The organism is Rhizobacter sp. Root1221 (genome assembly GCF_001425785.1).
Classification (GTDB): Bacteria; Pseudomonadota; Gammaproteobacteria; order Burkholderiales; family Burkholderiaceae_C; genus Rhizobacter.
Window position 1 is genome coordinate 245,976 of sequence record NZ_LMDI01000012.1, and the last position, 24,636, is coordinate 270,611.

At 67.3% G+C, this 24,636-nt stretch carries 24 protein-coding genes; 18 read left to right on the forward strand and 6 right to left on the reverse strand.

What is annotated here, in order from left to right:
• Window positions 1–85: 85 nt before the first annotated feature.
• Together ASC87_RS10980 and ASC87_RS10985 are read right to left on the reverse strand one after the other, a co-directional pair.
• The gene (locus tag ASC87_RS10980) at window positions 86–367 is read right to left on the reverse strand and encodes a hypothetical protein (RefSeq protein WP_056660886.1); all 282 of its coding nucleotides are present in this window, start codon (window positions 365–367) and stop codon (window positions 86–88) included.
• A 56-nt stretch (window positions 368–423) separates the two neighbouring features.
• On the reverse strand, window positions 424–891 hold the full coding sequence (locus ASC87_RS10985; RefSeq protein WP_056660890.1) for a nuclear transport factor 2 family protein: 468 nt from the start codon (window positions 889–891) through the stop codon (window positions 424–426).
• Between the two features lie 81 nt (window positions 892–972).
• Here ASC87_RS10985 and ASC87_RS10990 point away from each other — a divergent pair, with 81 nt between their 5' ends.
• The 8 genes from ASC87_RS10990 (at window position 973) to ASC87_RS11025 (ending at window position 10,994) form a co-directional block, all read left to right on the forward strand.
• Window positions 973–1,548, forward strand: coding sequence for a TetR/AcrR family transcriptional regulator (locus ASC87_RS10990; protein WP_056660893.1), 576 nt, complete (start codon window positions 973–975; stop codon window positions 1,546–1,548).
• Between the two features lie 207 nt (window positions 1,549–1,755).
• The gene (locus tag ASC87_RS10995) at window positions 1,756–2,478 is read left to right on the forward strand and encodes a TorF family putative porin (RefSeq protein ID WP_082568542.1); all 723 of its coding nucleotides are present in this window, start codon (window positions 1,756–1,758) and stop codon (window positions 2,476–2,478) included.
• Window positions 2,479–2,530: 52 nt separating this feature from the next.
• Window positions 2,531–2,869 carry a P-II family nitrogen regulator gene (locus tag ASC87_RS11000; RefSeq protein ID WP_056660899.1) on the forward strand — a complete coding sequence of 113 codons (339 nt, stop codon included), beginning with the start codon at window positions 2,531–2,533 and terminating at the stop codon, window positions 2,867–2,869.
• Window positions 2,870–2,888: 19 nt separating this feature from the next.
• Complete coding sequence (locus ASC87_RS11005; RefSeq protein WP_082568543.1) at window positions 2,889–4,409, forward strand: ammonium transporter; 1,521 nt, start codon at window positions 2,889–2,891, stop codon at window positions 4,407–4,409.
• A gap of 171 nt (window positions 4,410–4,580) precedes the next feature.
• Window positions 4,581–5,876, forward strand: coding sequence for a glutamate--cysteine ligase (gshA, locus tag ASC87_RS11010; protein WP_056660902.1), 1,296 nt, complete (start codon window positions 4,581–4,583; stop codon window positions 5,874–5,876).
• A 115-nt stretch (window positions 5,877–5,991) separates the two neighbouring features.
• Window positions 5,992–7,866 carry a potassium transporter Kup gene (locus tag ASC87_RS11015; protein ID WP_056660905.1) on the forward strand — a complete coding sequence of 625 codons (1,875 nt, stop codon included), beginning with the start codon at window positions 5,992–5,994 and terminating at the stop codon, window positions 7,864–7,866.
• Between the two features lie 82 nt (window positions 7,867–7,948).
• A complete protein-coding gene (gshB, locus tag ASC87_RS11020) occupies window positions 7,949–8,899 on the forward strand; it encodes a glutathione synthase (protein ID WP_056660908.1) in 951 nt (316 codons plus the stop codon).
• Between the two features lie 208 nt (window positions 8,900–9,107).
• On the forward strand, window positions 9,108–10,994 hold the full coding sequence (locus ASC87_RS11025; protein WP_056660911.1) for an ATP-binding cassette domain-containing protein: 1,887 nt from the start codon (window positions 9,108–9,110) through the stop codon (window positions 10,992–10,994).
• A gap of 24 nt (window positions 10,995–11,018) precedes the next feature.
• Here ASC87_RS11025 and ASC87_RS11030 read toward each other — a convergent pair whose 3' ends face one another.
• Both ASC87_RS11030 and ASC87_RS11035 read right to left on the reverse strand, forming a co-directional pair.
• Window positions 11,019–11,774, reverse strand: a complete 756-nt coding sequence (locus ASC87_RS11030; protein ID WP_056660914.1) for a hypothetical protein — start codon at window positions 11,772–11,774, stop codon at window positions 11,019–11,021.
• An 87-nt stretch (window positions 11,775–11,861) separates the two neighbouring features.
• Window positions 11,862–13,292, reverse strand: a complete 1,431-nt coding sequence (locus ASC87_RS11035; protein WP_235582136.1) for a PLP-dependent aminotransferase family protein — start codon at window positions 13,290–13,292, stop codon at window positions 11,862–11,864.
• Window positions 13,293–13,399: 107 nt separating this feature from the next.
• On the opposite strand from ASC87_RS11035, the gene ASC87_RS11040 reads away from it, so the two are divergent.
• Both ASC87_RS11040 and ASC87_RS11045 read left to right on the forward strand, forming a co-directional pair.
• A complete protein-coding gene (locus tag ASC87_RS11040) occupies window positions 13,400–14,566 on the forward strand; it encodes a PLP-dependent aminotransferase family protein (protein ID WP_056660917.1) in 1,167 nt (388 codons plus the stop codon).
• Window positions 14,563–15,399: a PhzF family phenazine biosynthesis protein gene (locus tag ASC87_RS11045; RefSeq protein ID WP_056660919.1), complete on the forward strand. Its 837-nt coding sequence runs from the start codon at window positions 14,563–14,565 to the stop codon at window positions 15,397–15,399. Before ASC87_RS11040 ends, ASC87_RS11045 begins: the two co-directional genes overlap by 4 nt.
• A gap of 4 nt (window positions 15,400–15,403) precedes the next feature.
• Here the strand turns inward: ASC87_RS11045 and ASC87_RS11050 are convergent, their stop codons facing one another.
• Both ASC87_RS11050 and ASC87_RS11055 read right to left on the reverse strand, forming a co-directional pair.
• Window positions 15,404–16,639: a Wzz/FepE/Etk N-terminal domain-containing protein gene (locus ASC87_RS11050; RefSeq protein ID WP_056660922.1), complete on the reverse strand. Its 1,236-nt coding sequence runs from the start codon at window positions 16,637–16,639 to the stop codon at window positions 15,404–15,406.
• Between the two features lie 5 nt (window positions 16,640–16,644).
• Entirely contained in the window at window positions 16,645–19,233 is a 2,589-nt protein-coding gene (locus ASC87_RS11055; protein ID WP_056660924.1) for an SLBB domain-containing protein, read from the reverse strand.
• Window positions 19,234–19,453: 220 nt separating this feature from the next.
• Between ASC87_RS11055 and ASC87_RS11060 the strand changes: the two genes are divergently transcribed.
• From ASC87_RS11060 to ASC87_RS11095, 8 genes are all read left to right on the forward strand, one after another.
• Window positions 19,454–19,945, forward strand: a complete 492-nt coding sequence (locus tag ASC87_RS11060) for a GNAT family N-acetyltransferase (RefSeq protein ID WP_056660927.1) — start codon at window positions 19,454–19,456, stop codon at window positions 19,943–19,945.
• Between the two features lie 48 nt (window positions 19,946–19,993).
• On the forward strand, window positions 19,994–20,854 hold the full coding sequence (locus ASC87_RS11065) for an aldose 1-epimerase (protein WP_056660930.1): 861 nt from the start codon (window positions 19,994–19,996) through the stop codon (window positions 20,852–20,854).
• Window positions 20,851–21,768: an SMP-30/gluconolactonase/LRE family protein gene (locus ASC87_RS11070; RefSeq protein WP_235582137.1), complete on the forward strand. Its 918-nt coding sequence runs from the start codon at window positions 20,851–20,853 to the stop codon at window positions 21,766–21,768. Before ASC87_RS11065 ends, ASC87_RS11070 begins: the two co-directional genes overlap by 4 nt.
• Window positions 21,769–21,857: 89 nt before the next feature.
• Window positions 21,858–22,358, forward strand: a complete 501-nt coding sequence (locus tag ASC87_RS11075) for an ATP synthase subunit I (protein ID WP_056660933.1) — start codon at window positions 21,858–21,860, stop codon at window positions 22,356–22,358.
• Window positions 22,359–22,364: 6 nt separating this feature from the next.
• Window positions 22,365–23,261 (forward strand): F0F1 ATP synthase subunit A, encoded by an 897-nt coding sequence (atpB, locus tag ASC87_RS11080; RefSeq protein ID WP_056660936.1) that lies wholly within the window; start codon window positions 22,365–22,367, stop codon window positions 23,259–23,261.
• A gap of 59 nt (window positions 23,262–23,320) precedes the next feature.
• Entirely contained in the window at window positions 23,321–23,578 is a 258-nt protein-coding gene (gene atpE, locus ASC87_RS11085) for a F0F1 ATP synthase subunit C (RefSeq protein ID WP_056660939.1), read from the forward strand.
• Window positions 23,579–23,616: 38 nt separating this feature from the next.
• On the forward strand, window positions 23,617–24,087 hold the full coding sequence (locus ASC87_RS11090) for a F0F1 ATP synthase subunit B (protein WP_056660942.1): 471 nt from the start codon (window positions 23,617–23,619) through the stop codon (window positions 24,085–24,087).
• Between the two features lie 3 nt (window positions 24,088–24,090).
• Window positions 24,091–24,624: a F0F1 ATP synthase subunit delta gene (locus tag ASC87_RS11095; protein WP_056660946.1), complete on the forward strand. Its 534-nt coding sequence runs from the start codon at window positions 24,091–24,093 to the stop codon at window positions 24,622–24,624.
• Window positions 24,625–24,636 lie beyond the last annotated feature (12 nt).

A 24,636-nucleotide genomic window follows, 5' to 3' on the forward strand; every position in this document is an offset into this window, starting at 1 on the left:
GCAGGGGACCAGCCCCGTCCATATCGGACGGAACGCGGCGAAGTTGAGGGTATTTGCCTAGGGGTCTGCGCAGACGGGCAACGCTTCAGCCGTTGCCACCCAACCAGCGGACAAGCCGCTGCTCGCACGTTTTCAGCACCACGTAGGCCGCGGCACACAGGTAAGCGGTCACGAGCAGTTCCAGCGACTGGTGCAACGCACCGTCCATCACCGCCTGCCAGCCGTGGTCGGCCAGCAGGTGGAAGTTCGCGATGACCAGGAACCCGAGGTTCAGCGTGCCGGCGCCGAAGGCCAGGAGGCTGAGTCCCAGGGTGGCGAACGTGAGCCACCGCCGGGACAGGACGTGTCGTTGGAACAGCGTGTTCATGGTCAGGGCCCTCTCCACCGGTGGTCGGGTGCCGGTGTGCTGTTCTTACAAGAAGTTCAGCAGCCCAGCGCCGTCAGGCCGGGGTGTTCGTCCGGGCGCCGTCCGGCGGGCCAATGGAACTTGCGGTCCGCCTCGGCGATGGGCAGGTCGTTGATGCTCGCGTGCCGGTCGGTCATGAGGCCGTTGTCATCGAAGGACCAGTTTTCGTTGCCGTAGCTGCGATACCACTGGCCGGTGTCGTCGTGCCACTCGTAGGCGAAGCGCACCGCGATGCGGTTGCCGTCGAACGCCCACAACTCCTTGATGAGCCGGTAGTCCAGCTCGCGCACCCACTTGCGCTGCAGGAACGCCTCGACCTGTTCGCGTCCGGTGACGAACTCGGCGCGGTTGCGCCAGCGGGTGTCGGGCGTGTAGGCCAGGGCCACCCGGGCTGGGTCGCGGCTGTTCCAGCCGTCCTCGGCCAGGCGAACCTTCTGGCGGGCGGTAGTCTCGGTGAACGGGGGAAGCGGGGGGCGCTGGCTCATGAGGGGCTCCGGAGTGAATGTAGACAGGTCTGTCTACGGTTGCACTCTAGTGCATGTAGACAGACCTGTCTACAATGGGGCATGACCTCGACCGACCTGTCCGGGCGCCCGGCCCGCGAACGCATCCTGCTGACGGCCCACGACCTCTTCTACCGGGACGGCATCCGGGCCACGGGCATCGACCGCGTGATCGCCGAGGCCGGGGTCACGAAGGTGACCTTCTACCGGCACTTCCCGAGCAAGAACGACCTGGTGCTGGCCTTCCTCGCGCACCGCCACGGCGTGTGGATGGATTGGTTCGTGGGGGCCCTGCAGCGCCATGCCCCGCAGCGTGGGGCCCCGCCCGTCGAGGCCGTCGTGCCGGCGCTGCGTGAATGGCTGGCCTCGGACACCTACCGCGGCTGCGCGTTCATCAACGCCACGGCCGAACTGGGCACCACGCTGCCTGAGGCACTGGCGGCCGTGCGGCAGCACAAGGCCGACATGACAGCCGCCATCGCGCCGCTGCTGCCCGCGGGCCGCGGCCGCAAGGCCGATGCCGAGGCGGTGGCACTGGCCGTTGATGGTGCGATCGTGCGTGCGCAGATCGACGGCTCGCCCGACGCCGCGGTGCGTGCGCTGGCGCGCCTGTTGCGGGGCTTCGGGGCAGGGCACTAGGCCGTCCAGTCGCCGCCACTCTGTGCACCATTGGCGTGCATCTCGAGGCCAATGGAAAATGTCAAGCACCGTAAAGGTGCCTGTCGTGCTCGACGAGGGGGCAAAAGGGTCGATCATGGGGCATGCTCCCGTGTGAATGGGCATGGCACAGAAGCTGCAGAACGGGTTTCGGAAGAATTACCCAACTGTTCAACGGAGTCCCCCTCAATGAAGAAATCGCTTGTTTGTCTGTCGGTGCTGGCCTCGGTCGTGGGCGCTGTCCACGCAGAAGAAGCTCCCGCCGTCACGTCGAACCTGACGCTGACCACGAAGTACAAGTACCGTGGCCAGGACCAAAGCAATTCGGACAAGACGGTTGCACCGGCTCTCCAGGGCGGATTTGACTATTCGAAGAACGGTTTCTACGTCGGCAACTGGAACTCGAGCATCGGCTTCGTCAGCGGCACCGACCTCGAGATGGACTTCTACGGCGGCTACAAGGGCCAGATCACCCCCGACTTCGGTTTCGACGTCGGCGCCCTGCGTTACCAGTACCCGCAAGGCGCCGTCTTCAACACCACCGAACTCTATGGCGCCGTGTCGTGGAGCATCGTGACGGCCAAGCTGTCGTACACCGTGTCGAAGCGCTACTTCGGCATCGAAGAAGCCCGCGGCACGCTCTACGCCGACCTGTCGGCCAACTATGAGCTGGTCAAGGGCGTCACGCTCAACGCCCACCTGGGCGCCACCCGCTTCTCCGACGACGCACACGATGCGGTGGCGGCGGCCGGCGGCACCCTCGCCAACTACGTCGACTACAAGGTCGGTGCCACCTACGACATCGGCTCGGGCTTCTCGGCCGCAGCGGCCTACGCCGGCGGCAACAAGAAGGATGCCTGGGGCGACGTGAACAAGGGTCGCCTGATCGTGTCCATCACGAAGGCGATGTGAGGGGCCGGCCTGGCCGGATGCAAGCAAGCGGGAAACAAACTAGGAGAATCCCATGAAGATGGTGACTGCCATCGTCAAGCCGTTCAAGCTTGACGAGGTCCGTGAAGCCCTCAGCACCATTGGTGTGCAAGGCATCACCGTGACCGAAGTGAAAGGGTTCGGGCGCCAGAAGGGCCACACGGAGCTGTACCGCGGTGCAGAGTACGTGGTGGATTTCCTGCCCAAGGTGAAGATCGAGGCCGCCGTGGACGACGCTCTGATCGACCGCGTCATCGAGGCCATCGAAGGTGCCGCGCGCACCGGCAAGATCGGCGACGGCAAGATCTTCGTGTCGCCGCTGGAGCAAGTGGTCCGCATCCGAACCGGTGAAACCGGCAAGGACGCACTCTGACGGTCCGAGAAAGACAACCATGAAAAAATTGATCGCTTCACTCGTCCTGGGCCTGTCGGTCCTGGGCTTTGCAGGGGGTGTCTCCGCACAAGACGCCGCCGCCTCCGCGCCGGAAGCCGCTGCTTCCGTGGCCGCCACGGCCGCGCCTGCCGCAGCTCCCGCCGCTGCTGCGCCGGCCGACGCGGCATCTGCCGCACCGGCCGCTGCCGCGCCGGTGGCCAACAAGGGCGACGTGGCCTGGGTCGCCGTATCCACGCTGCTCGTCATCCTGATGACCATCCCCGGCCTCGCGCTGTTCTACGGCGGCCTCGTGCGCAGCAAGAACATGCTGTCGGTGCTGATGCAGATCCTGGTGACGTTCTCGCTCATCGTGGTGCTGTGGATGGTCTACGGCTACAGCCTCGCGTTCTCCGAAGGCAACGCGTTCATCGGTGGCCTCGACCGGTTGTTCATGAAGGGCCTGTTCAACGCCGCAGACGGTACGTTTGCCATGGGCGCCACGTTCAGCAAGGGTGTCTACATCCCTGAAATGCTGTTCGTTGCCTTCCAGGCCACGTTCGCCGGCATCACCTGCTGCCTGATCGTCGGCGCCTTCGCCGAGCGCATCAAGTTCTCGGCCGTGCTGCTGTTCATGGTGCTGTGGTTCACGTTCAGCTACGCCCCGATCGCCCACATGGTGTGGTTCTGGATGGGTCCGGACGCCTACTCGGCCGCCTCCGTGGTGGAAGAGATGAATGGCAAGGCCGGTTTCCTGTGGCAGATGGGCGCGCTCGACTTCGCGGGCGGCACCGTGGTGCACATCAACGCGGCCGTCGCTGGCCTGGTGGGCGCTTTCGTGATCGGCAAGCGTGTCGGCTACGGCAAGGAAGCCTTCACCCCGCACTCGCTGACGCTGACGATGGTCGGTGCCTCGCTGCTGTGGGTGGGCTGGTTCGGCTTCAACGCCGGTTCGGCACTCGAAGCCGGCAACAGCGCCGTCCTCGCGTTCATGAACACCCTGGGTGCCACCGCCGCCGCCGTGCTGGCCTGGTGCATCGGCGAAGCGCTGCTCAAGGGCAAGGCCTCGATGCTCGGCGCTGCGTCGGGTGCCGTTGCCGGCCTCGTTGCCATCACGCCGGCCGCCGGCAACGTCGGCCTGATGGGTGGCCTCGTGATCGGTTTCATCGCCGGTTTCGCCTGCCTGTGGGGTGTGAACGGCCTGAAGCGCCTGCTGGGTGCCGATGACTCGCTGGACGTCTTCGGTGTCCACGGTGTCGGCGGCATCGTCGGCGCGCTGCTGACCGGTGTGTTCAACAACCAGGCCCTCGGCGGCCCCGGCCTCGTCGGCGACTGGGTCACCGCTTCGGTGGTGTCCAACAGCATCGGCGCCCAGGTCTGGATCCAGCTGAAGGCCGTGCTGCTGACCGTCGTCTGGTCCGGTGTGGTCTCGTTCATCGCCTTCAAGGTCGTGGACCTGGTCATCGGCCTGCGGGTCACGGAAGAAGAAGAACGCGAAGGCCTGGACATCTCGGCCCACGGCGAGACGGCTTACCACAAGTAAGCCCTTGCCCCTGCGCCGGGCTCGACCGCCCGGCGCTCCGTTCGACAAAAGAGGCCACCGAAAGGTGGCCTCTTTCATGGGCGGCCCATCGGTGGGGGGCGGCTTGCAGCTGCCGCCGTCGCCCCCACATGCCTAGAATCTCCGCATCGACGCGATTCTTTCGGGCTCCCCATGGTTCCTCACCTCATCACCGCCCTCAACGGCCCGATCAATGAACTCGAGCAGCGCATCCTCGAATCGCTGCCTGCCATCGAACGCTGGTTCCGCCTCGAATGGATGGAACACACGCCTCCGTTCTACACGTCGGTGGACGTGCGCAACGCCGGGTACAAGCTCGCGCCGGTCGACACCAACCTCTTCCCCGGAGGCTTCAACAACCTCACCGCCGAGATGCTGCCACTGGCGGTGCAGGCGGCCATGGCTGCCATCGAAAAGATCTGCCCAGAGGCCAAGAACCTGCTGCTGATCCCCGAGAAACACACCCGGAACAGCTTCTACCTGGCCAACGTGGCCCGCCTGAAACAGATCTTCCACCAGGCCGGCCTCAACGTGCGCCTGGGCACCCTTGACGACACCATCACGGCCCCCACGCCGATCGACCTGCCCGACGGTACGTCGCTCACGGTCGAACCCCTGGTGCGCACGCGCGGCCGCCTCGGCCTGAAGGACTTCGACCCCTGCACCATCCTGCTCAACAACGACCTGTCGGCCGGGTTGCCGAAGGTGCTCGAGGGCCTGCACGAGCAGTACCTGCTGCCGCCACTGCACGCCGGCTGGGCGGTGCGCCGCAAGACCAACCACTTCCAGGCCTACGAGGAGGTGGCGAAGAAGTTCGCGAAGCTGCTGGGCATGGACCCGTGGCTCATCAACCCCATGTTCGCCCGCTGCGGCGAGATCAACTTCACCGCCGGCACCGGCCAGGACGAACTGGCCACGCAGGCCGAGGCGCTGCTCGCGAAGATCCGCCGCAAGCACAAGGAATACGGGATCCAGGAGAAGCCGTTCCTGATCGTGAAGGCGGACGCTGGCACCTACGGCATGGGCATCATGACCGTGCGCGACCCGAAGGACCTCGCCGACCTGACCCGCAAGACGCGCAACAAAATGAGCGTCATCAAGGACGGGCAGGAGGTCAGCGAGGTGATCCTGCAGGAAGGAGTGCCCACATACGAACGTGTCAATGACGCCGTGGCCGAGCCTGTGGTCTACATGATCGACCGCTACGTGGTGGGCGGGTTCTACCGGGTGAACGCCGAACGGGGCGTGGACGAAAACCTGAACTCGCCGGGGGCGGTGTTCGCGCCACTGGCGTTTGCCGAGTCCAACCAGCTTCCGAAGCCGGGCGTGAAACCCGGCGCCAGTGCGCCCAACCGGTTCTACATGTACGGGGTGATTGCCCGGCTGGCCATGTTGGCGGCCAGCTACGAGCTGGAAGCCACCGATCCGGATGCCGAGGTTTACGAATAGTGCCCGCTCGGGCAAGATGCAGTTGTTGCATTGCAACATTGATCTTGTCCCGCAGGTGCAAAATGGCGACCCCTAGTTTCCCGAGCCCGCGCCGCCCCAAGCGTTGCGGACTACCGTGACCCAGCCCCGTCCCACTTCCAGCCTTGCGGTCCTCACGCTGGGCGCCATCGGTGTCGTGTACGGCGACATCGGAACGAGCCCCCTCTACGCGCTGAAGGAAGTTTTTGCCCACGGGCGCGTGGCGCTCAGCGAGGAAAGCATCTTTGGCGTGCTCTCGCTGGTGTTCTGGACCCTCACGGTCATCGTGGGGCTGAAGTACGTGGCCCTGATCCTGCGTGCCGACAACAACGGCGAAGGTGGCCTCATCGCGATGCTGGCACTGGCCTCCACCGCGGTGGCCGAACGCCCGGCACTGCGCAACCGGCTTCTGCTGGTTGGCGTGTTCGGCACGGCCATCTTCTTCGGCGACGGTGTCATCACCCCGGCCATCTCGGTGCTGTCCGCCGTCGAGGGCCTCGAGGTGGCCGCGCCCGGGCTGCACCGCTGGATCGTGCCCATCACGTTGCTGGTGCTGACGGTGCTGTTCATCGTGCAGCGCCACGGCACGGCCAGCGTGGGCAAGTTCTTCGGGCCGGTGATGGTGGTGTGGTTCGCGGTGCTGGCGCTGCTGGGCGTGCAGCACATCTTGACGAACCCGGCCGTGCTGTGGGCGCTGAATCCCGTGTACGCGATCAAGTTCCTGTTTGCGCACCCGGCCACGTCGTTCGTGGCACTCGGTGCGCTGGTGCTGTGTGTCACTGGCGCCGAGGCGCTGTATGCCGACATGGGGCACTTCGGCAAGCGCCCCATCCGCATCGCGTGGTTCTCGCTGGCCATGCCGGCGCTCGTGCTGAACTACTTCGGCCAGGGCGCCCTGCTGCTCGCCCACCCCGAGAACGTCAACAACCCGTTCTACGAAATGGCACCGCAATGGGCGCTGTACCCGCTGATCGCACTGGCCACCTGCGCCACGGTCATCGCGTCGCAGGCCCTCATCACGGCGGCGTTTTCCATCACGAAACAGGCCATCCAGCTCGGGTACCTGCCGCGCATGCACATCCTGCACACTTCGGTGAAGGAAGCGGGCCAGGTCTACGTGCCCGTCGTCAACTGGGGGCTGTACGTCTGCATCGTCTTCGCGGTGGCGCTGTTCGGGTCCAGCGGCAAGCTGGCCGGCGCCTACGGCATCGCCGTGACCGTGGACATGCTGATCACCACCACGATGACGTTCTTCGTCATCCGCTACGGCTGGAAGTACCCGTGGTTCGTGTGCGTGGCGGCCACCGGCTTCTTCTTCGTGGTGGATGCGGTGTTCTTTGCCGCGAACATCGTCAAGGTGTTCGACGGTGGCTGGTTCCCGCTGATGATCGGCGGCGTGATGTTCACGCTGATGATGACGTGGAAGGACGGCCGCCAACTGATGCGCGACCGGCTGCGCGACGACGCCATCGACCTCGTGAGTTTCCTCGATGCGGTGTTCCTGAGCCCGCCGGCCCGGGTCACCGGCACGGCCGTGTTCCTGGTCAGCGAACAGGGCCTCACGCCCAACGCGTTGCTGCACAACCTCAAGCACAACAAGGTGCTGCATGAGACCAACGTGTTCGTCACCGTCATGCACCACGAAGTGCCGTGGATCGGCTTCGACAGGCGTGTGGAGATGACGTCCCTGGGGCACGACTGCTGGCAGGTCACGCTGCACTTTGGTTTCAAGAACGACCCCGATGTGCCCGAGGCGCTGAACCTGCTGCGCGGCCGCGGCGTGCGCCTCGACGAGATGGAAACCTCGTACTTCCTGTCGCGTGACATCGTGATCCCGTCGCTGGGCGAAGGCATGGTGATGTGGCGCGAGAAGATGTTCGCGAGCATGCACCACAACGCCAGCGGTGCGGCTGACTTCCTCAGTTTGCCGACCAACCGGGTCGTCGAGCTCGGCTCCAAGATCGAGATCTGACGGGCGAGGTGAAGGCCGTGATGCAGCGGTGGCGCCCGTTTTGTGCAACAGTGTCGGCCTTGCCCGATCGTTGCCCCTCGCCATGAAACTGCTCTTTGTCGCCGACCCGCTCGACACGTTCAAGCCGTACAAGGACTCGACCTTCGCGATGATGCGCGAGGCCGCGCGCCGAGGGCACACGCTGCTCGTGTGCGAACCGCGTGACCTGCATTGGCAGCGCGGCGGGCGGGTCAGTGCACCGCTGCGCGAAATCGCGCTCACCGGTAGCCTCGACGATTGGTACACCGTGGTGTCCGCGGGCACCGTCACGGCGCTGGCCGACGTGGACGCGGTGCTGATGCGCAAGGACCCGCCGTTCGACAGCGAGTTCTTCTACGCCACCCACCTGCTCGAGCAGGCAGAACGTGACGGCGCACGGGTCTTCAACAAGCCGTCGGCGTTGCGCGATCACCCTGAAAAACTCGCGATCCTCGAGTTCCCGCAGTTCATCGGCCCCACGCTCGTGACCCGCTCGGATGCGGACATCCGCCGCTTCCACGCCGAACACCAGGACATCATCCTCAAGCCCCTCGACGGCATGGGGGGCATGGGCATCTTCCGCGTGGGCCCCGATGGCCTGAACCTCGGCAGCATCAGCGAAACGCTGAACCGCGGTGGCGCACAGACGGTGATGGTGCAGCGTTACCTGCCCGAGATCGTGCGCGGCGACAAGCGGGTGCTGGTGATCGGTGGCAAGCCGGTGCCGCACGTGCTGGCACGCATTCCCCAGGGCAGCGAAATCCGCGGCAACCTCGCGGCGGGTGGCAAGGGCGTGGCGCAGCCGCTCAACACGCGAGACCGCGAGATCGCCGAATACCTGGGCCCCATCCTTGCGGCCCGTGGCCTGCTGCTCGTGGGCCTGGACATCATCGGTGACAGCCTCACCGAGATCAACGTCACCAGCCCCACCTGTTTCCAGGAAATCACGCAACAGGCCGGTTTCGACGTGGCCGCGATGTTCATCGACGCGCTCGAGGCCGCGCTGGCCGGCTGACGGGACCCGCGCCAGGCAGGGACCGCGGCAGGGCGAGCGAGGCGAAGCGAGCAACGCCCCGAAACGCGAACGCCAGGAAGGCTAGCGAAGCGACGCCGCAGATCAAGCTACCGCCGAGCCCGGGTCCCCCGGGCGACCGCGGGCGCCCCCCGGGGGCAGGAGCGAAGCGACTGGGGGGCCATAATCACGCTTTGCGCATTGTTTCCCCATGGCCGTCCTCTCGCTCTCCAATGCCCACCTGGCCTTCGGCCACGTGGCCCTGCTCGACAACGCCGCGTTTTCCCTCGAGGCGGGCGAGCGGCTGGGCCTGATCGGCCGCAACGGGGCCGGCAAGTCTTCGCTGCTGAAGATCATCGCCGGCCTGGAAAAGCCTGACGACGGCCTGCTCCAGATCACCCAGGGCCTGCGCATCTGCTATGTGCCGCAGGAACCGGTCTTCGACCTGACCGCCTCCGTGTTCGACGTGGTGAGCATCGGCGTGGCCGAGGCGAAGTCGGTGCGCCAACAGTACGAAGAACACGCCGAAGGGGTGGACCTGGACGCGCTGCAGACCCGCATCGAGGCGCTCGACGCGTGGACGTGGGAGCAGCGCGTGGACACCACGCTCGCGCAACTGCACCTCGACGGCGCCCGCACCGTGGGTGAGTTGTCGGGCGGCATGAAAAAACGCGTGGCCCTTGCGCAGGCGCTCGTGGCCGTGCCCGACGTGCTGCTGCTCGACGAACCCACCAACCACCTGGACCTCGACTCCATCGCGTGGCTCGAAGACCTGCTGCGCGCATTCAAGGGCAGCGTGATGCTGATCACCCACGACCGCGCATTCCTCGACGGCGTGGCCACCCGCATCCTCGAACTCGACCGCGGCATCATCCGCAGCTACCCGGGCAACTTCACGGCCTATGAGCGCCTGAAGGAAGAGCAGCTCGCGTCCGAAGCGCTCGCGAACGCCCGCGCCGACAAGCTGCTGGCGCAGGAGGAGGTGTGGATTCGCAGGGGGGTAGAGGCGCGCCGCACGCGCAGCGTGGCCCGCATCGCGCGCCTCGAGGTGTTGCGTGCCAGCCGCCAGTCCCGCCGCGACTCGCTCGGGCAAGTGCGGCTCGAGGTCGACGCGGGTGCGTCCAGCGGCAAGATCGTGGCGGAACTGCGCGACGTGGCCAAGCGCTTCGACGACAAGGTGATCGTCAAGGGCTTCAACGCCACCATCCTGCGTGGCGACAAGGTGGGCCTCATCGGCCCGAACGGCGCCGGCAAGACCACGCTGCTCAAGCTCATCCTCGGCGAACTGCAGCCCGACAGCGGAGCCATCCGCCAGGGCACGAAACTCGAGGTGGCCTACTTCGACCAGATGCGCAGCACGTTGAAACTCGATGCCACGCTGGCCGACACCATCAGCCCCGGCAGCGAGTGGGTGGAATTCAATGGCGCGCGCAAGCACGTCATGAGCTACCTGAACGACTTCCTCTTTTCGCCGGAGCGGGCCAACTCGCCGGTGCGCACCTTGTCGGGTGGTGAACGCAACCGCCTGCTGCTCGCCCGCCTGTTCGCGCTGCCCGCCAACGTGCTGGTGCTCGACGAGCCCACCAACGACCTCGACATCGACACGCTCGAACTGCTCGAGGAGCTGCTGCAGAGCTACCCCGGCACCGTGTTCCTCGTGAGCCACGACCGCCGATTCCTCGACAACGTCGTCACCAGCACCATCGCGTGGGAGGGTGAGGACGGCGAAGGGTTGTGGCGCGAATACGAAGGCGGATATGAGGACTGGAAGCTGCAACGCGATCGCGCACGCAGCCTGCGCGACAAGGCCGCCCGCGCCGCCCCGGCACCCACGCCCCCGGCTGCTGCTGCCGCAACCCCTGCGGCAGCACCCGTGAAGAAGGCGAAGCTCAGCTACAAGGAGCAGCGCGAACTCGACGGCCTCCCGGCGCGCATCGAGGCCCTCGAGACCGAACAGAAGCAGCTGGCCGATCTGTTGTCGGGTGTGGAGATCTACACGGATGCGAAGCGCCTGGCCGAGGTGCAGGCGCGTTGCGCGGCCCTCGACGACGAACTGCTGGCGGCCATGGAGCGCTGGGAAGCGCTCGGGTCACGCTGACGCAGCGGCGGCCCTTCGGGGCCGTCAGCGGCTGAGCACGCCGAACCAGGAATCGCTGGCCGCGCGGTGCGTGCGGCTGATGATCAGGCCCGACTGCAGGTACAGCGCGTTGAGCAGGCGCGCCGCGCGTTCGATGTCGAAGCCGGGCCAGTCGGTCAACTCGCGCATGGACACGCTGTCGCCCTGCAGGCGCTGGATGGCGGCCATCAGCGCGCCGGTGACCCGCAGGTCGCCCAGTTCGAGCCCCGGGGCCACGCGGTAGGCCACGGGCCCCGCGATTTCGGGCAGCAGCGTGGCGCGGGACCCGCGCAGCGCAAATTCCCACAGCACCGGGCGCAGCGGGTGGTAGTGCTGGTCTTCGCCGATCAGGGCCTTTTCGTCGTCGCCCGGCGGCCGCAACACGGCGGGCTCCACGTGCAGCACCCGCAGTTCGGTGGGGCGCTGCTTCAGCAGCGCGTCGAGGCTGATGGGGCAATGCACGAGGCGTTCCACCGCGAACACCGTGAGTGGCACGACCATGTCGCCCATCTGCAGGTGGATCACCACCTGCTGCGAATGGCGCACGCAGGCAGCGAGCACCTCCAGGGCCTCCGACGCATGACCGGCGTGTTCGAACCGGCTGAGGTCGGCCAGCAGCGACGGGCTCAGCGCGGCGGCGCGCGTGGACGTTTCACGCACGATGCCGCGTGCCCGTGGGCCCCCGGGTTCGTGCAGGTAACGTTCGAAGGCACTGACCCGGATCAACTCGGGTTCGCCAAAGGGAATGGTGGGTTCAAACATGCAGGGGAATCGCTTCAGGCGTGACTGTATGCCACACAGGCGCCGATGGGAAATCACTCAACCGTGGGAAGACGCCGTTCCATCGGGTCAGGTGCCTCGCCGGGCCCGTTCGACGGCCTGCCAGAACCGTGGCTCCTGGGTCGTGGCGAAGTTGATGCGCATCAACGGCGTGGGCCGTGGCGTGGCAAAGAACAATGAACCCGGGGCCAGGAACCATCCGTCGTCCAGCATCGCGTGCGACAGGCGCTCGGTGTCCATCCCCACGTCCACCCAGCCGAACAGGCCGCGGGGCGGTGCGGCAAAGCGGAACCCTGCGGCTTCTGCCACGCGCACCGTGCGCGCCCGCGCGGCGTCCAGGCGTTGGATCACCCGCTCGATGTGCCGGCGCAGCAGGCCATGCTCCAGGCAGTGAGCGATTGCTTGCTCCAGCAAGGCGGGTGTGGTGAGGCTGGTCAAGAGCTTGGTATCGATCACCCGCTCCACGAGCGCGGGTGAGGCCGCCAGGTACCCCACGCGCCAGTTGGGTGCCAGCACCTTCGAGAATCCCGACACGTACACCGTGCGCCCGAGGCCGTCGAGTGCCGACAGGCGCGGCAGGTGGGCCGGCGCGAGGTGGCCGTAGGTGTCATCCTCGACGATGTGCAGGTCGTGGGCCTGTGCCAGCTGGAGCAGCCGGTGCGCGTGCCCGAGCGACAGCGAGGCCCCCGTGGGGTTGTGCAACACGGACACGGTCACGTACAACCGCGGCCGGTCGGCCGGCTTCTGGGCCTCGATGAGGCGTGCCATCGCCGCGAGGTCGGGGCCGTCGTCGCCACGTGGCACCGGCAGCAGCCTCATGCCCAGTGCCGTGAGGCGTGCGTATTCCACCGACCAGCCAGGTTCGTCGACCAGCACCGTGTCGCCCGGTCGCAGCAGTGTGCGGGTCACGATGTCGAGGGCGTGGATCGCGCCCGACGTGGTGACGATCTGCGAGGGCTGCGCCGACACGCCGATTTCGGCGAGCCGGGCCGACAGCGCCTGGCGCAGGCGCGAGTCGCCTGCGGGTTCCCCGTAGCGCAGCGACAGGGCTTCCAGTTGCGCGCCGCTGGTCACGCGCCGCAACGCGGTGGCCAGCATCGGCAGGTCGAGCCACTCCACTGGCAGGGTGCCCAGGCCCGGCATCGGCTGGGCGCCAGGGGGCTGGAACATGCCGCGCACCAACGCGGTGGCGCTGACGGGGGCGGTGGGGCGGGCCCGGGGTGCCGGTTCCGCTGCGGCGGATGCCTGTGTGGCGGGGTGGAGGTCGCGAACGAAAAAGCCGCGCTGCCGCCGGGCCTCCACGAGGCCCTGGGCGAGCAGTTGGTCGTACGCAGCCACCACGGTGTGGGGACTCACCCCGTGGCGGCGCGCGCATTCACGCACCGACGGCAACCGCGATCCCGGGGCGATCAACCGCTGGCGGATGCGTTCGGCGAACCGGCCAGCCAGTTGCTCGGTGAGGGTGGTGTGGGCCTGGCGGGAAAGCAGCGGGGTGTTCATGTGTCGGTCTGGCAACCAGTACAGTGTGCGCGGCGTATCGCTCAAGTGTACTGTTGCTGTATCGGTCTCATGCGTAGACTGGGCTTTTACCCTTCGAGGACCCTCCCATGACCTGGCACCTGGCCCGCCGCACCGCGTTGATGAACCCGTCGAGCATCCGCGAGATCCTCAAGGTCACCGAACGCCCCGGCATCGTTTCGCTCGCCGGCGGCTTGCCGTCGACCGATGCCTTCCCGGTCGAGGCGGTGCGCGAGGCAAGTGCCCGCGTGTTGCGGGACACCCCCCATGCCGCGTTGCAGTACGCGGCCAGCGAAGGGCTGCCGGAACTTCGCGAATGGGTGGCCGCCCACCTGCGCGACACCGGCATGCGGGTCGATGCCTCGCAAGTGCTCATCACCACCGGATCCCAGCAAGGGCTCGACCTGCTCGGCAAGGTGCTGGTGGATGCCGGCAGCCGGGTCGCCGTCGAGGAGCCCACCTACCTGGGGGCGCTGCAGGCGTTCGGCGTGTTCGAGCCGGAATGGACCACGGTGCCGTGCGACGGCGACGGGCCCCTTCCCGATGGGCTGGCCTCGGCGCGTGGGGCCCGGCTGCTGTACGCGCTGCCGAACTTCCAGAACCCGAGCGGCCGCTGCATCAGCGCCCCGCGCCGGGAGGCCCTCGTCGCGGCGGCGCAGGCCATCGGCCTGCCGATCGTGGAAGACAACCCGTACGGCGAACTCTGGTACGACGAACCCCCGCCCGCCCCGCTCGCGGCCCTTTGGCCGGAAGGGGTGGTGTACCTCGGTTCGTTCTCGAAGGTGCTCGCGCCGGGCCTGCGGCTGGGCTACGTGGTGGCCCCCCCGGTGCTCGGGCAGAAGCTGCTGCAGGCGAAACAGGCGGCCGACCTGCACACGCCCGGCTTCAACCAGCGCATCGTGCTGGACATCCTGCGCACCGACCTGCTGAGCCGCCACCTGCCTGCCGTGCGCGCGCTGTACAAGACCCAGCGGGATGCGATGGCCGAAGCCTTGCGCCGCCACCTGCCCGACGGCTGCCGCTGGGAAACGCCGCGCGGCGGCATGTTTTTCTGGGTCGAGTTGCCGGCGGGTACCGATGCCGCGGCGCTGTTGCCCCACGCGGTGGAGCGCGGCGTGGCCTTCGTGCCGGGCAACGCGTTCTTTGCGGGGGCGGGCAATCCTGCGACGATGCGGCTCTCGTTCGTGACATCCACCCCCGACCAGATCGACCGCGGCGTGCGGTTGCTGGCCGATACGCTGAGGACCCGGCCATGAGGCGTTACCCCTTTTCGCAGGTCGACGTGTTCACCGACACCCCGCTCAAGGGCAACGCCCTCGCGGTCGTGCACGATGCCGATGACCTGGACACCGCGCAGATGCAGGCCTTCGCCCACTGGACGAACCTGTCGGAGACCACCTTCCTGCTGCGCCCCACCGATCCCGCGGCCGACTACCGCGTCCGCATCTTCACGCCGGGCCGCGAGCTGCGGTTTGCCGGCCACCCCACGCTCGGCAGCTGCCACGCCTGGCGCCAGGCCGGCGGCCAGCCGCGCTCGGCGGGTGAGGTGGTGCAGGAATGCGGGGTGGGGCTCGTGCGCATCCGTGCGCAAGGCAACGAAGCCGCGTTTGCGGCGCCACCGATGACCCCGTCGGCGGTCGAGCCTGACCTGCTGGCCCGCGTGATGGCGGCGCTGGGGGTGTTGGCGGACCACGTCGTGGCGGCGCAGTGGCTCGACAACGGCCTGCCGTGGCTCGTGCTGCAGCTCGACAGCGCCGAGCGTGTGCTGGCCGTGAAGCCGGACGGGTCGGCGCTGGCGCCGTTGGCCGACGTGGGCTTGGTGGGGGCGCACCCGCCGGGATCGGTGGCCCAGTTCGAGGTGCGCGGGTTCGCGCCGTCGGCCGGTGTGCTGGAAGACCCGGTGACCGGCAGTCTCAACGCCAGCGTGGCGCAGTGGTTGATGGGCCGCGGCGTGGCGCCGGCGGCCTACCGGGCCGCGCAGGGCGCCTGCATCGGCCGTGCGGGCCGCATCATGCTGGAGCGTGATGGCGACACGGTCTGGGTGGGTGGCCCCACCGTCGACTGTGTGCGCGGCGACGTGATGCTCTAGGGACTCAGCGGCGCAGCCGCCATGCGCTGCGCAGTCCGTCCAGGGCCTTCGCGCGTTCCGGGTCGTGCTCGCGAGCGAGCTGGCCGTAGCGGCGCCAGATCACCCACAGCGATGACAGCAGCAGCGCGGCGAACGTGCTGGCCAGCACGATCACCGCGCGGCCGGGCTTCGACTTGCGGTCGGGCGGCAGTGCCACGTCGACCTGCTGCAGCGCGGGCGCGTCCTTGGCCTCGTCGAGCTTGGCTACCTCGAACTGGCGCAGCATGCTGGCCAGCAGCGTTTCCTGGAACTTCATCTCGCGGTACGCGCGCACGTACTCCAGCCCGGCGGACGGCAGTCGTCCGATCGGAATGTCGATGCCACCTTCCTTGGACGTCGAGACCGTGGTGCCGTTCGATTCCATGCGCTGCAGTTCCGAGCGGAGCGCCGCGATCTCGGACATCAGCAGGCGCACGTCGGGGTTCTCCGCCGTGGTGGCGGTGCGCATCACCTTCAGCCGGATCTCGCGTTCGGCGATGCGGGTCTTGAGCGCGGCCACCGCCTCGATGATGGCACCGGCCTGCTTGTCGAGCACCACCATGCCCGACTTCTCCTGCACCTCGCGCAGGGCCACTTCGGACTTGATCAGGTTCTCCTTCGATTCCTTGAGCTGCTGCTCGAAGAACACGCGCCGCTGCTGCGCCTCGGTGACGGCCAGGCGGCCCAGCAGGCCGGTGATCTCGCTGGCGTGGGCGTTGGCCAGTTCGGCGGCGAATTTCGGGTCTTCGTCGTCGACCTCGACGGTGATGACTCCCGACTTCTTCTCGGCCGCGACGCGGATGAACTTGGGCAACGCGCCGCGCAGTGCCTCGTAGGTCTTGGCGTTGTAGCGGGCCTTCAGGTCGAATCGCTTGTCGAGGCTGCGCTGCACGGTATCGCTGCGCAGCAGGCTCAGGTAAAGCTCGTCGGGTGTCTTGGCGGACAGGCCGCCGGCCAACGAACCTAGGGACCCCAGTGCCGCAAGTGCGGCGGCCGACCCGCTTTGCTGCTGGTTGCTGGGGGGCAGCAGCGTGGTGCGTGCGGTGAAGACGTTAGGCATCGCCAGCGCGGCCGCAACCGACACGGCGGCCGCCGCGGCGGTCACCCCGCCAATGAACCGCTTGCGCTCCCCGACCCACGTCAGCAGGTCGACCAGGCCCACCTGCGGGCCGTCGTCGAAATCGTCCGGGGCCTCGCCCGCGGTTTGAACGGAGGTGTTCATGTCGGTCAGTTGTTCCGCAGCGTGATGATGGCGGCCGCACCGAGGCCGAACTGCGAGAAGATCTGCGACCAGTCCTTCAGGTTGCGCACCAGTGCGCGGCCCCAGGTTTCGTAGTCCAGCTTGTTGGGCACCACCACCGCGTCGCCCGGGCTCAGCGCAGCCGATTTCAGGTTGTTGCCGCCGAAGAAGCCACGCGAATCATTGGCGTGCATCACGGTGCCATCGGCCCGCAGCACGAACATGTTCGACTCTTCGGCCGCGTCATCGAGGCCAGCCGAATTGATGTAGTCGCCCACGGTCTTGCCCGGCTTCCACAGGAACGCGTTGTTGTTGACCACCGCACCGGCCACCGTGACGAACGCCGGCTTCGTGGGCACGATGATCTGGTCCTGGTGTTCGAGCGGCACGTCGGGCAGATCGCCGAGCGACGACGCCGGCTGCAATTCGAGCGCGATGCGGCCGTTGGGCTCCATGCGGCTCAGCCGGCCGATCTGGGCCTGCGTCGCAGCGGTGCTCAGGGCCTGGACGGCGGCCCCTTCACCGGTGCGGTTCGCGGCATCGCGCGCCGCCTGCACCGACGAGAGGGCTTCCAGGCGCACGATGGCCGCGGTCAGGTTCTCGCGCTGGCGCTGGCGGGTTTCCTCGCGGCTGAACTCGAGGCCGTACACATACGCCTGCGGCGTGAGGCCGCCGGCACGGGCAATCAGCTGCGGCAGCGTCTCGCCCGGCAGCAGCTGGTAGGTGCCGGGGGCACCCACCTCGCCGAGCACCGACACCATGCGGGTCTGGCGCGACACCGGTACCCGCACGTCCTTCTGGCTGAACACCGTCACCACGTCACCGGCGAGCAGTTCCAGGTTGTTGGCGTCGTCACCCTGCAGCACGGCCTTGCCGAGGTTGAACGGGATCACCTGTGTGGTCAGGTCCGTCCTGTTCAGGCGTTCGATCACCGCGTAGTCCCAGTTCAGCTCGTCGAACAGCGGTGCTGCGGCGCGCTGCCGGGTACTCACGCTCGAACGGTTGCGGTCGTCGCGTTCACGGTCAGCGGCGAGGTCGTCGTCACGGTCGTTGCTGGTGGTGCTGCGCTCGCGTTCCTCGTCCCGCTCGCGTGCGCGCTGGCGTTCCAGGTCGCGGTCGCCGATGGCGTCGGACGTGCGGCGCGACGACGTGCCGCCGGTGCGGGTGGTGCCCGTGCGGCGGCTGTCGGCGGTGTCCGTGCCATCGGTGGCGGTGGCGGTGGTACGGCGCAGCTGCCGCGCCATGCGCTCTTCCCGATCGTCCTCCATCACCTGCACCAGCAGGTTCTTGCGGCGGTAGAAGTCGGGTGAGATGAGCGCGTCGCGGTCGGGGATCAGGTCGCGGATGCGCATGCCCGGGCGGTGCGCGTAGCGCAGCGGCTGGGCCACGCTGCCCTTCAGCGTCACGGCGTTGGCGAACTCCGGCGAGATGGCCAGCAGCGTCAGCACGTCGCCGTCCTGCAGCGGCTTCTTCAGGCCGTCGGGGTCGAGCTTGAACTGCTCGACGAAGCGGGCGGCGCCCGGGCGCGACGGGTCGATGCGTTCGACCTGCACCCGGTTCGGGTTCACGAGCACCGGCGAATCGCCCGCGTATCGCAGCACGTCGGCGACGGGTTCCTGCGGGGACCGCAGCTCATAGATGGCCGGGCTGTCGATCGCACCGGTCACGGCCACGCGCGGGCCGGCGGGCTGGAACACCACCACGTCGCCGGCGGTGAGCTGCACGTCCTTCGACTTGTCGCCCTGGACGAGGAAGTCGTAGATGTCGATCTCGGCCACGGTCTTGCCGTCGCGGCGCAGCGCCACCTTGCGCATCGAGCCGTTGGGGCTGGGGCCGCCGGCCGCCACCACCGCGGACAGCAGGCTCGACTGGCTGGCCAGCGTGTAGACGCCCGGCACGCGGGCCGGGCCCACGACAAACACCTTCACGCCACGCAGCTGGCCAAGCGTCACGTTCAGGTTGAAGTTGGTGAACAGGCGGCCGATCTGCGCACGCAGGTGGCTTTCGAGGTTCGACGCGCGGGTGCCGGCGACCGTGAAGGTGCCCACCTTCGGCAGGCTGATCTGGCCGGCGCGGTCGACGGTGGCGCGGTAGTCGACGTCGATGCTGCCCCAGGCACGGATCAGCAGCTGGTCGCCCGGCCCGACGGTGTAGTCGGCCGACACGGGCACGTTGTCGATGGGCGAGAAGGAATCGGCGGCGTCGTTGAAGAACCGGGCGCCGAAGTTCTGGAGCTGGCGGCCCGTCGCGGCTTCGACGAACTTCTGGAACTCGCTCGGGCGCGGCGGCGGCAGGTCGCTGCGGCGGCCCGGCGTGGTGACCCCCGAGCGGCTCTGCGGCTGCTGTGCCGCGTTTGCGCCGGCGGACGCCGGGTCGTTGCGCAGCGTCAGGATGCCGTCGCGTCCCATGGTCGAGCCGTTGTCGCTGCGTGAGTTGCCGCCCGTGCTTCGCTGCTGCTGCTGCGTGTCGGTGCCGTAGCCCGGCGCCCCGAAACCGCCGGAGGTCGTTTCGCCGGCAGCCTGCGCTGCGATCGGGAGGGGCATCAGGAACGCGGCCAGCACGCCGGCTTGGATCATCAGGGATCGAGGAGACAACAAGGTCATGCGGAACAGGCTCGTGAAGGGCCCGCGGCCATCCCGGCGGGGGGCTGGGCGGTGTCGCGGTGCGCCGGATGATGGCAGCCGCGAATGTTAGCCGAACAGCATGTCGGGATATCCCGACCCGTCGCGGCGCTGTGGAATGCCGTGGGACCCGGGTGACCCGATAAACTGGGCCGCCTGCCTCTACCCTGCCGGAATGGACGCTCCCGACATCCACCTGATTGCCGCCGACAACGTCGAGTGGTTCGACGTCGCGCGCGGCATCTTCCACGAATATGCCGACAGCCTCGGCATCGACCTCTCGTTCCAGGACTTCGAACACGAGCTCGCCACGCTCCCCGGGCGCTACGCGGCACCGTCGGGGCAGTTGCTGCTGGCGCTGGTGGACGGTGCCATCGCTGGTTGCGGCGCGTTCGCCCCGCTGCCCGACGCCGACTACCCGAACGCCTGCGAGATGAAGCGCCTGTACGTGCGCCCCGCGTTCCGCCGCTTCGGCCTCGGCCGGGTGATGGCCCAGGCGCTGCTCGACGAAGCCCGGCGCGCCGGCTACTCGACGATGCTGCTCGACACCCTCGATGACATGGAAGCGGCGCGCGGCCTTTACGCCACCCTGGGCTTCCACGACATCCCGCCTTACTATTTCAACCCCATCCCGGGCGCGCACTACCTGAAGGCCGATCTGGACTGACCCGTCCCGACCTCGCCCACTTCCTTCCTCTCCAGCCCAACACAGGCCATGACCGCATCCTCCCCCCACAGCCTTGAACTTCGTGCCGGCGCGCTGCGGCTCGCGCTGCGCCCCGACCTCGGCGGCTCCATCGCCGGGCTGTGGCACGGCGACACGCCGGTGCTCCGCTCCACCGAACCGGCGCAGCTCACGCTGCCGCGTGCCTCCGCCAGCTACCCGCTCGTGCCGTACTCGAACCGCGTCGGCAACTGCCAGTTCAGCTGGCTCGGCAAGCACTACACCACCGCCGCGAACTTCGGCGACTACCCCCACTCGGTACACGGCGTCGCCTGGCTGCGGGGGTGGGAGGTCGTCTCGTCGAGCCCGACGGAGGCGGCCCTGCGTTACCGCCACACGCCCGACGAGCACTGGCCGTTCGCCTTCGAGGTGGTGCAGTACTTCAGCCTGACCCCGCAGGCATTCACCGCGCGCTTCGTGTTCACGAACACCGACACGCAGGCGCAACCGGCCGGCCTGGGCTGGCACCCGTACTTCCCGAAACGCGGGCGCAGCCACCTGGACATCGAACTCACCCACCGCTGGGACTCGGACGCAACGCACCTCCCCGTCCGCCGCGAAGCCCAGGCCGGCATCCACGCCGACGTGGCGCAACTCGATTTCGACAACTGTTTCGACGGTTGGCAGGGCGCGGCCCGCATCGGCGACGAGAAGTTCTCGCTGCAACTCACGTCCACGCTCCCGTACCTCGTGGTCTACACACCGCAGGACAAGGACTACTACTGCGTCGAGCCGGTCAGCCACGTGAGCAACGCCATCCAGATGGCCGACCCGGCCGCCAACGGCCTGCGCACGGTGCAGCCGGGTGAAACGTTCGAAGCTTCGATGACGCTGGCCGTCACCGCACTGTGAGCACGCCGCTCCCCGAGCACGACGCCCCCTGGGTGCTGGCCGTGGCCGCACCCGCGGTGCTGGGCGAGTCACCCATGTGGCACCCGGTGGAGCAGTGTCTGTATTACTGCGACATCGCCGAACATCAGGTGCGCCGGTTCGACCCGGCCACCGGTGAACTGCGCCACTGGCAGTTCGACAACCACGTGGCGAGCCTTGCACCCATGGCCGATGGGGCGTTGCTGCTGGCGCAGCGCGATGGCCTGTGGCGGTTCGACCGCCGCACCGGCCAGCGTGAGCCGCTGGCGCCGCCACCCTACGATCCGGCCGCGTTCCGCTTCAACGACGGCAAGTGCGACGCCCAGGGGCGCTTCTGGGTAGGCACGCTGAGCGATGCGCGCCAGCCGCTGTCGGCCCTCTACCGATACGACCGCGAGCGCGGCCTCGTGCAGGTGGCGGACGGCATCACCGTGTCGAACGGTTTGGGCTTCAGCCCGAACGGCCGCACGATGTACTGGTCCGACACCACGTCGCACACGGTGTTCGCGTTCGACGTCGAGCCGGGTGACGGCTCGGTGTCGAACCGCCGCGTGTTCGCGCCGTTCCCTCTCAAGCAGCCGGGACAGGACCTCGCCACCTACGGCGGTCGTCCCGATGGGGCGGCGGTCGACGCCGAGGGCTGCTACTGGGTGGCCATGTTCGAGGGTCAGTGTGTGTTGCGCATCGCCCCCACGGGCGAAGTGCTGCGCGACGTGCGTGTGCCGGTCCAATGCCCCACGATGCCCTGTTTTGGTGGCCCCGACCTCCGCACCCTGTACCTCACCACCACGCGCGAGAAGCGCCCGGAGGCCGAGCTGGCCGCGCAGCCCTGGGCGGGCGGCGTGCTGTCATTGCGCGTGGAAGTGCCCGGACTCCCCACTGCGATTTTTGGTTGAAACCAGACAGCGCGAATTGGCGTTCACGGACGAGGGTGGGTTTCCACGTATAATTCCGAGGCTTTGCTGCTAACGGATGTACTTGGGCCATGAACGGACCTTTCGATCATGGCTTCGATGACACGTCTGACCCAGATGCGGCGCAAGAGCCGGCTTTCAAGGCCCTGACACCAGAAGAAGTGTCGGCCCTGCGAGCCAAGAACCCACCGGTCTCGCCTTGGCGAATCCTTGCGGCGCAAGCCGCGTTCGGTGTGGCTTGCGCCCTGGTGACCTGGGGGCTCACGCACCGTGCCAGCGCGGTGTGGTCGGCCCTGTGGGGAGCGGCGGTGGTGGTGGTTCCCGGGGCCTTGCTGGCTTGGGGGATTCGCCGAGGAACAGGGGACCCGGCTTCTGCGGCCGTCAGTTTCATGTTCTGGGAATTGGTGAAGATCGCCGTGGCAGCTTCCATGTTGGTGGGGGTTGCGGTATGGGCGAATGACCTGAGTTGGCCGGCCATGCTGGTCACGATGGTCGTGAGCCTGAAGATGGGATGGTTGGTGCTGCTTCTGCGGCGCCGGCCGGTTGTGACCACGAAAACAAAGAGAGTCTGATTCGACATGTCTGCCGAAGCAAACGCTGCTCATCACGCGGGCCCCACGCCCACGGAGTACATCCAGCACCACCTGCAACACCTGCAGAAGACCTTCTCTTTCGAGAGCACCAAACAGACGTCCATCGTCGACTTCAGCGTCTTCAACCTGGACTCGCTGGTCTTCTCGGTGATCCTCGGTGTGCTGGGCTGCTGGATCCTCTGGCTGGCCGCGCGCCGTGCCACGTCGGGTGTGCCGGGCCGCTTCCAGGCTGCGGTCGAGATGCTCGCCGAAATGGTCGAGAACCAGGCCAAGGGCGTGATCCACAACGCCCAGAGCCGCAAGCTCGTGTCACCGCTCGCGCTGACCGTGGCCCTGTGGATCTTCCTGATGAACTTCATGGACATGCTGCCGGTGGACCTGCTCCCCGCCGCATGGCACACGGCCGGCCCCGCGCTCGGCTTCAAGGATTACCTGCGTGTCGTCCCCACGGCCGACCTGTCGACCACGCTCGGTCTTTCGACCAGCGTGCTGTTCGTCTGCCTCGTCTACAACGTCAAGATCAAGGGCGTGGGCGGTTGGGCGCATGAACTTGTCGCGGCCCCGTTCGGCGACAAGTGGTTCCTGTACCCGGTGAACTTCCTCATGCAAATGATCGAGTACGTCGCAAAGACCGTGTCCCACGGCATGCGGCTGTTCGGCAACATGTTCGCCGGCGAACTCGTGTTCATGCTGATTGCCCTGATGGGTGGCGTGTGGGCATGGCAGTTCAATCCCGCGACCGCCAACTTCTGGCTGGGTGTGGGGCATGTGGTGGCCGGGACCGTCTGGACCCTGTTCCACATTCTGGTGATCACGCTGCAAGCCTTCATCTTCATGATGCTGACGCTGATCTATGCGGGCCAGGCGCACGACGCGCACTGATCCGGTCCGTTCTCTCGTTTTAGTCCCTTTCGTTTTTCATTCCATTCTTAGGAGCAATCATGGATAACAGCTACATCGGTCTTCTGGCACTGGCTTGCGGTCTGATCGTCGGCCTGGGCGCGATCGGCGCTTCGATCGGCATCGCACTGATGGGTGGCAAGTTCCTCGAATCGTCGGCTCGCCAACCGGAACTGATGAACGAACTGCAAACCAAGATGTTCATCCTGGCCGGCCTGATCGACGCTGCCTTCCTGATCGGTGTCGCCATCGCGCTGCTGTTCGCGTTCGCCAACCCGTTCGCCGCGTTCATCAAGTAATTCGTCGCCTCCCCTTTCACGGTTGAAAGGACTGTGCAATGAACATCAACGCAACACTGTTCCTCCAGGCGATCGTCTTCGCGATCCTGGTGTGGTTCACGATGCGCTACATCTGGCCGCCGCTCACGAAGGCCCTGGATGAGCGCGCCGCGAAGATTGCCGAAGGTCTGTCCGCCGCTGACAAGGCCAAGACGGAGCTCGTCGCCACGCAACAGCGTGTGGGCGAGCAGCTGTCGGCCGCCCGTGACGACGCCAACAAGCGCCTGGCCGACGCCGAGCGCCTGGCCCAGTCGATGATCGAGGAAGCCAAGACCCGCGCAAGCGAAGAAGGCGCCAAGATCATCGCGTCGGCCAAGGCCGAAGCCGAGCAGGAAGCCACCCGCGCACGCGAAAGCCTGCGCGACCAGGTTGCCGTGCTGGCCGTCAAGGGTGCGGAGCAGATCCTGAAGCGCGAAGTCAACGCCGGCGTCCACGCCGACATCCTGAACCGCCTCAAGGCTGAGCTGTAAACCATGGCCGAGCTTGCAACCATCGCGCGCCCCTACGCCGAGGCGCTGTTCAAGGCATCCGACGCCACCAGCGCGCCGGCCCTGGCCGGAGAAATCCAGGCCCTGGCCAGCGTCGCCGGTGACGCCGACCTGCGTGCCTTCGCGTCGAACCCCAAGGTCAGCACCCAACAGGTGCTCGACGTGATCGGTTCGGTCGTGAAGACCCCGCTGTCCGCCGCCGCGAAAAACCTGCTGCAGCTCGCGCTCGAAAACGACCGCCTGGCGGCGCTGCCCGAAATGGCAGTGCAGTTCCAGGCGCTCGTGAACGCGCGCTCCGGTGTCTCGGATGCTGTCCTGTACAGCGCCTACCCGATCGAACCGGCCCAACTGGCCGACGTGAAGGTGACGCTGGAAAAGCGCTTCGGGCGCAAGCTCAACGCCGCCGTGGTGGTGCAGCCCGAGTTGATCGGCGGCATCCGCGTGGTGGTCGGTGACGAAGTGCTGGACACCTCGGTCAAGGCCCGTCTTGAACAAATGAAGGCAGCCCTGACGGCGTAAGCCGTCCCCGCT

Excerpts from the sequence above, each read along its gene's own strand:
- ASC87_RS11050 (WP_056660922.1), bottom strand. The coding sequence starts at position 16,639 with ATGAACACCTCCGTTCAAACCGCGGGCGAGGCCCCGGACGATTTCGAC.
- ASC87_RS11090 (WP_056660942.1), top strand. The coding sequence starts at position 23,617 with ATGAACATCAACGCAACACTGTTCCTCCAGGCGATCGTCTTCGCGATC.
- ASC87_RS11065 (WP_056660930.1), top strand. The coding sequence starts at position 19,994 with ATGACCGCATCCTCCCCCCACAGCCTTGAACTTCGTGCCGGCGCGCTG.
- atpB (WP_056660936.1), top strand. The coding sequence starts at position 22,365 with ATGTCTGCCGAAGCAAACGCTGCTCATCACGCGGGCCCCACGCCCACG.
- ASC87_RS11095 (WP_056660946.1), top strand. The coding sequence starts at position 24,091 with ATGGCCGAGCTTGCAACCATCGCGCGCCCCTACGCCGAGGCGCTGTTC.
- ASC87_RS10990 (WP_056660893.1), top strand. The coding sequence starts at position 973 with ATGACCTCGACCGACCTGTCCGGGCGCCCGGCCCGCGAACGCATCCTG.
- gshA (WP_056660902.1), top strand. The coding sequence starts at position 4,581 with ATGGTTCCTCACCTCATCACCGCCCTCAACGGCCCGATCAATGAACTC.
- ASC87_RS11000 (WP_056660899.1), top strand. The coding sequence starts at position 2,531 with ATGAAGATGGTGACTGCCATCGTCAAGCCGTTCAAGCTTGACGAGGTC.
- ASC87_RS11055 (WP_056660924.1), bottom strand. The coding sequence starts at position 19,233 with ATGATCCAAGCCGGCGTGCTGGCCGCGTTCCTGATGCCCCTCCCGATC.
- ASC87_RS10995 (WP_082568542.1), top strand. The coding sequence starts at position 1,756 with ATGAAGAAATCGCTTGTTTGTCTGTCGGTGCTGGCCTCGGTCGTGGGC.
- atpE (WP_056660939.1), top strand. The coding sequence starts at position 23,321 with ATGGATAACAGCTACATCGGTCTTCTGGCACTGGCTTGCGGTCTGATC.
- ASC87_RS11040 (WP_056660917.1), top strand. The coding sequence starts at position 13,400 with ATGACCTGGCACCTGGCCCGCCGCACCGCGTTGATGAACCCGTCGAGC.
- ASC87_RS11030 (WP_056660914.1), bottom strand. The coding sequence starts at position 11,774 with ATGTTTGAACCCACCATTCCCTTTGGCGAACCCGAGTTGATCCGGGTC.
- ASC87_RS10980 (WP_056660886.1), bottom strand. The coding sequence starts at position 367 with ATGAACACGCTGTTCCAACGACACGTCCTGTCCCGGCGGTGGCTCACG.
- ASC87_RS11035 (WP_235582136.1), bottom strand. The coding sequence starts at position 13,292 with ATGAACACCCCGCTGCTTTCCCGCCAGGCCCACACCACCCTCACCGAG.
- ASC87_RS11005 (WP_082568543.1), top strand. The coding sequence starts at position 2,889 with ATGAAAAAATTGATCGCTTCACTCGTCCTGGGCCTGTCGGTCCTGGGC.
- ASC87_RS11060 (WP_056660927.1), top strand. The coding sequence starts at position 19,454 with ATGGACGCTCCCGACATCCACCTGATTGCCGCCGACAACGTCGAGTGG.
- ASC87_RS11045 (WP_056660919.1), top strand. The coding sequence starts at position 14,563 with ATGAGGCGTTACCCCTTTTCGCAGGTCGACGTGTTCACCGACACCCCG.
- ASC87_RS11075 (WP_056660933.1), top strand. The coding sequence starts at position 21,858 with ATGAACGGACCTTTCGATCATGGCTTCGATGACACGTCTGACCCAGAT.
- ASC87_RS11025 (WP_056660911.1), top strand. The coding sequence starts at position 9,108 with ATGGCCGTCCTCTCGCTCTCCAATGCCCACCTGGCCTTCGGCCACGTG.
- ASC87_RS10985 (WP_056660890.1), bottom strand. The coding sequence starts at position 891 with ATGAGCCAGCGCCCCCCGCTTCCCCCGTTCACCGAGACTACCGCCCGC.
- gshB (WP_056660908.1), top strand. The coding sequence starts at position 7,949 with ATGAAACTGCTCTTTGTCGCCGACCCGCTCGACACGTTCAAGCCGTAC.